The sequence below is a fragment of the Nocardioides sp. Leaf374 genome (assembly GCF_916862475.1).
GTDB classification, from domain to species: domain Bacteria; phylum Actinomycetota; class Actinomycetes; order Propionibacteriales; family Nocardioidaceae; genus Nocardioides; species Nocardioides kribbensis.
The window spans coordinates 1-4,253 of sequence record NZ_CAKASO010000078.1; the positions used below are offsets into that span (position 1 = coordinate 1).

Here is a 4,253-nt window from a genome sequence, read left to right on the forward strand (position 1 = left end):
GCCTGCTCGGAGAGGTACCACCGGTGCTCGAGGATCTCGTGGAAGACCTCGGCCGGCTCCAGCTTGCCCCGCGCCTCGCGCGGCGAGGTCGTCGAGGCGCTCACGACGGCCGACGCGGCCGCGCTGGTCGGCCTGGACGGGCTCGCGGGGGCCCGACGCTGGCTGACCGGCGCCGACCTGGCCTCCCCCACCGAGGTCGAGGCCCTCGGCGCGGCGCTGCGCGAGCTGGGCGTGGCGCTGTGAGCGCCGACGGCGCCGGGGACGGCGCGACGGACGGCTTCGGCCTCGACCACCTGCCCTACGGCGTCTTCTCCCGCGACGGCGGTCCGCGCCGCGTCGGGGCGCGGCTGGGCGACCGGGTGGTCGACCTGGCCGAGGCCACCGGGCGTCCCGAGCTCGCGACGGCGTCGCTCCACGCGCTGATGGTCCTGGGGCCGGCGGTGTGGGCCGAGACCCGGGAGCAGGTGCGCGACCTGGCCGCCACCGGGGTCGCGCCCTCCCACGACCTGGCCGACGTCGTGCTGCACCTGCCCTTCGAGGTGGCCGACCTGGTGGACTTCTACGCCTCCGAGCACCACGCCACCCGCGTGGCGGAGATCCTGCGGCCCGGTCAGGACCCGCTGCCCCCGCAGTGGCGCCACCTGCCGGTGGGCTACCACGGCCGCGCGGGCACCGTGGTCGTCAGCGGCACCCCGGTCGTCCGCCCCCGCGGCCAGGGTCGTCCCTCCCGCGAGGAGCCCGACCGGCCGGCCTTCGGCCCCACGCGGCGCCTGGACCTCGAGGCCGAGCTCGGCTTCGTGGTCGGCGTCCCGAGCGCCCTGGGGAGCACGGTGGGCGTGGACGCCCTGGCCGACCACGTCTTCGGCGTCGTGGGCGTCAACGACTGGTCGGCGCGCGACCTCCAGGCGTGGGAGTACGTGCCGCTCGGTCCGATGCTCGGCAAGTCCTTCGCCACCTCGGTCTCGGCGTGGGTGACCCCGCTGGCGGCGCTCGACGCGGCCTGGTGCGACCTCCCGGGCCAGGAGCCCGCCCCGCTGCCGCACCTGCGCCACGCCGACGGCTCCACCCCGCGGGGGCTCGACGTCGAGGTCGAGGTCGAGGTGGCGGGCACGGTGGTGAGCCGGCCGTCGTACGCCACGACCTACTGGGCGCCCGCGCAGATGCTGGCCCACCTGACCTCCAACGGCGCCGCGCTGCGCACCGGCGACCTGCTCGCCTCGGGCACGATCAGCGGGCCCGGTGACGACGAGCGGGGCTGCCTGCTCGAGCTGACCCGGGGCGGGCGCGTGGAGGTCGCGGGGCGCGGCTTCCTCGAGGACGGCGACGAGGTGGTGCTGCGCTACTCCGCGCCGTCGACCACCGGCGGTCGGATCACGCTCGGCGAGGTGCGCGGCACCGTCGCTCCCGCCGCGGGCTGAGCGCCCGACGTGGGCCCCGCACCCCGGGCGGGCGCGCGCGCCGGGCTGGCGTGGGCGATGCGCCCGAGCCGGGCGCGGGCGCGGCGGGTGAGCAGGAGCACCGGCAGCAGCGCCGCCACGAGCAGGCAGCCCAGCACGATCGCCAGGTAGGCGCCGTGCAGCGAGGAGTCGAGGGGGGCGACCAGCCCGAGCACGGTGGAGGCCGCGAGCAGCGCGACCATCCCGAGCCGGTCGAGGCGCAGCACGGCGAGGAAGGGCGCGGCCCACAGGAAGTACCACAGGTGCACGACGGGGCCGAGGACCACCGTGGCCCCGACCACCAGGGCCACCGTGGCCACCGCCGAGGCGCGGTCGCCCGCGGGCCGGCGCAGCAGCGCCCACAGGCCCAGCAGCAGGGCGGCCAGCGTGCCCGCCGTGCGCAGCACGTCGACGAGGTCCAGCGGGCCCGGGCCGAGCCCGACCAGTCCGGCGACACGGTCGAGCGCGCCGCCCACCAGCGTGGTCGACGACAGCGGGGTGCTCACGGTGCCCGGCACCCCGAGCGCGGCGACCCACCCCAGACCGAGCCCCGTGACGGCGCCGAGCCCCACCAGCACGCCGACCGCGACGCCGGCCACCGCCGCGGCGCGGCGCACCCGCTCGAGCGCCCCCGCGGCCGCGGGCAGCCCGACCAGGACGACGCCCAGGCACACCAGGCCGCCCGGCACCTTGACCGCGGCGGCGAGGCCGCCCAGCACCGCACCGGCCGCCCAGCCGTGCTCGGCGGCCACCACCAGCGCCGCGGCCATCAGGCCGACCATCAGCAGGTCGTTGTGCAGGCCTCCCACGCCGTTGGCCAGCATCAGCGGCGACACGAGCACCACCGCGCTGGCCAGGGCGGGGTCGACCCCGCTCCAGCGGGCCAGCCGCGGCACCGCCCAGGCCAGCAGGAGCAGCCCCACCAGCGCCACGCCCCGGTGGGCGACCACCAGCACCCACGGGTTGCCGGTGTGGGCGGCGGCGAGGTCGCCCAGGGCGAGCGGCAGCGGCCCGTAGGGCGCCGGGGTGTCGAGCCACATCGGGTCGACGGCCTCGACCACCGGGCCCGAGAGCACCGACGGGCCGTGCTCGTAGGGCGAGAGCCCGAGGTGGGCCAACGTGCCCTGGGCGGCGTAGGACCAGCCGTCGCGGGAGAACAGGGGCGGTGCGAGCACCAGCGGTGCCGACCAGACCACGCACGCGTGGCGCACCAGCGCCAGCCGGTCGGCGGTGCTCTCACCGTGGGGCAGCGCGACGCGACGGCACAGGCGCAGCCAGGAGGCGGCGAGCAGCCCCAGACCGGTGAGCACCACGGCCAGCCCGAGCATGCGCCCGGCCGGGTGCGCGCGCAGCGCCACCAGCGCGTCGGCGTCGAGCACGGGCGAGCTGGCCGGCAGCGTCGAGACCACCAGGCCCCCCAGGAGCACGAGCAGGCTGCCGGCGAGCCCTCGAGTCAGCACCAGCGCAGGCTAGGGAGCCCGGAGGGCCGCCGCCCGCACACGGGTCGACCCCGCGAGGAGCGGTCGGTGAACGTCAGCCGAACTCGCTCCCCGCGGGGTCGCCGGGGGTCCTGCGTGGTCGATCGGGTCGTGCGGGTGGTGCGGGTCGTGCAGGTGGGACCGGGGGTCAGCGACCCGCGGGCACCGGGGCCTCGGTGAGGACAACGTAGAACGGCTTGCGGGTGCCGTCGGTGGTGACGGAGCCGTCGCTGTTGCGCGGGGAGACCACGAAGCTCTGGGCGTTCTGGGCGCCGGTGGGCGCGCAGTTGGTCGGACCCGAGGGCGGGGTGGTCGGCGCGCCGACGTTGCAGCGGCTGACCGAGATCTCGCCGGAGAACTCCGGGTTGGCGTCGGCGCCGGGCGCACGGCCGGTGGTCACGCCGTCGCCGTTCTGGTCCACCGTGTTCTGCAGGGAGATCGTGGCGACCAGGCCGCTGTCGGAGATGTCGTCGCCGGCGCTGATGTAGACGTTGCCGTTGGCGCGCAGGCTGTTGTCGGGCGAGCCGGCGGGCGCGGTGTTGGGGAGCGTGGGGTAGGCCGCCACGATCGAGAAGCCGCCCGACTGGTCCACGATGCTGCCGTCGGCGCCCACGAGCACCCAGCGGCCCGCGCCGTCGGCCCCGTCGGCGCCGGCGGGACCCGCCGGGCCCTGGACCAGGGTGCCGTCGCGGAAGTCCTTGGCCTGCAGCGTGCCGTTCTTGACGTCGATCGAGGCCACCGAGTCGTTCTTGATGTCCTGGCCGGTCAGCGAGTTGTTGACGACGTCCTCGGAGCTGATCTTGACCGCGGCGTAGGAGGTGCCGCCCATGGCCACGACGAGCGCCATCACGGAGACGGCCATGGAGGGGGTGGGGCGACGCAGGCGAGGGAGGTTCACAGGACGGCCTTTCGAGGAGGGTGTGATCCGGGCCACGGAGGCGTGACTGACCCTGCTTCGGAGCCGTCGGCGTCGCGGATGGGTGCCGCCGGCGTGTCGCTGCCCCGAGGTCTGGTCCGGCTCCGCCCCGTCGCGTCCGGCCCCACCCCTCGGGGCGGGGGAGGCCGCGGCGCACGCGGGTAGCGTCGGGCACGACCCGTCCCCTCGTGCGGAGGTCCGCATGCACCCCACGCACGATCCCTCGTCCGGCCCCTCCACCGAGGCCCCCGGGCGCCCGTCACCGGCCAGCACCGGCGGCCTGAGCGGCGACCACCGCGCCGCCCGCCCCGCCGTGCTCGTCGTCGGGGCCTCCTCCGGCATCGGCCTGGCCACCGCCCGGCGGCTGTCGGCCCGTGGCGCCCGCCTCGTGCTGGCCGCCCGCGACCCCGCCGCGCTCGACCG

General features: G+C 77.1%; 5 protein-coding genes. 2 read left to right on the forward strand and 3 right to left on the reverse strand.

Annotation, left to right across the window (positions count from 1 at the left end; all coding sequences use genetic code 11):
• Positions 1-293 (reverse strand): DUF4032 domain-containing protein (locus LPA27_RS19365; RefSeq protein ID WP_324251281.1); only part of this gene is annotated, 293 nt, incomplete at its 3' end.
• On the opposite strand from LPA27_RS19365, the gene LPA27_RS19050 reads away from it, so the two are divergent.
• Positions 240-1,418, forward strand: coding sequence for a fumarylacetoacetate hydrolase family protein (locus tag LPA27_RS19050; RefSeq protein WP_228943545.1), 1,179 nt, complete (start codon positions 240-242; stop codon positions 1,416-1,418). The two genes, LPA27_RS19365 and LPA27_RS19050, sit on opposite strands and share 54 nt — an antisense overlap.
• Here LPA27_RS19050 and mptB read toward each other — a convergent pair.
• Positions 1,340-2,896 carry a polyprenol phosphomannose-dependent alpha 1,6 mannosyltransferase MptB gene (gene mptB / locus LPA27_RS19055; protein WP_228943547.1) on the reverse strand — a complete coding sequence of 519 codons (1,557 nt, stop codon included), beginning with the start codon at positions 2,894-2,896 and terminating at the stop codon, positions 1,340-1,342. The two genes, LPA27_RS19050 and mptB, sit on opposite strands and share 79 nt — an antisense overlap.
• Positions 2,897-3,062: 166 nt before the next feature.
• Positions 3,063-3,776, reverse strand: coding sequence for a hypothetical protein (locus LPA27_RS19060; protein WP_056864803.1), 714 nt, complete (start codon positions 3,774-3,776; stop codon positions 3,063-3,065).
• A gap of 256 nt (positions 3,777-4,032) precedes the next feature.
• Between LPA27_RS19060 and LPA27_RS19065 the strand changes: the two genes are divergently transcribed.
• Positions 4,033-4,253 (forward strand): SDR family NAD(P)-dependent oxidoreductase (locus tag LPA27_RS19065; RefSeq protein WP_228943549.1); only part of this gene is annotated, 221 nt, incomplete at its 3' end.